1 protein-coding gene is annotated in these 889 nt (G+C 55.1%); it reads right to left on the reverse strand.

Annotated features, from left to right (window positions below):
* Positions 1-889 (reverse strand): HAD-IC family P-type ATPase (locus A7D21_RS34035; protein ID WP_141718334.1); only part of this gene is annotated, 889 nt, incomplete at both ends.

Consider the following 889-nt stretch of genomic DNA (forward strand, 5'->3'; position numbering starts at 1 on the left):
TGAACAGCACACCCATACTGGCGGCTTTACCCGTCGAAACCATGATCGACATGGGCGTTGCGAGACCCAGTGCACAGGGGCAAGCGATGATAAGTACGGCGACAGCGTTGATCAGGCCGAAGACCCAGCTGGGTTCTGGGCCGAATAGCCCCCAGCCTAAGAGTGTCAGCAACGCAATCGCGATAACCCCCATCACAAAGTAGCCGGCAATCGAGTCGGCCATTCGTTGCATTGGCGCTTTGGAGCGTTGGGCTAGAGCGACCATTTGTACTATCTGCGACAGCATGGTGTCGGCGCCGACCTTTTGCGCCTCCATCACCAAGCTCCCATGAGTATTAAGCGTGGCGCCGATCAAACTATCCCCTGCTCTTTTCATTACCGGCACAGGTTCACCAGTGAGCATGGATTCATCCACCGCACTTTCTCCCTCGAGTACGGAGCCATCAACTGGCACCTTTTCACCAGGTCTGACCCGCAAATGGTCTCCCAAGTGAACATGGGTAAGAGGAATGTCTTCCTCCTGACCATCGGCGTTGATCTTGCGTGCAGTCTTGGGAGACAGGCCTAGAAGGGACTTAATGGCGGCGGAGGTTTGTGAACGTGCTTTGAGCTCAAGAATCTGCCCAAGCAAGGTGAGCGAGATGATGACCGCAGCGGCTTCGAAGTAGACGCCGATGCGTCCATCTTGCATGAAGGTGGTGGGAAAACTTTGGGGAAATAGGGTTGCCGCGACGCTGTAAAGATAGGCTGCGGCAGTCCCCAGCCCAATCAGAGTCCACATGTTTGGACTGCGATTTCTAACAGATGCTATGGCCCTTACAAAAAAGGGCCAACCTGCCCATAAGGTGACCGGCGTCGCCAGAGCGAACTCGATCCAGTTTTGAACCGA

Origin of the sequence: Pseudomonas sp. AP19, assembly GCF_001728855.1 — a bacterium.
Lineage (GTDB): Bacteria > Pseudomonadota > Gammaproteobacteria > Pseudomonadales > Pseudomonadaceae > Aquipseudomonas > Aquipseudomonas fluorescens.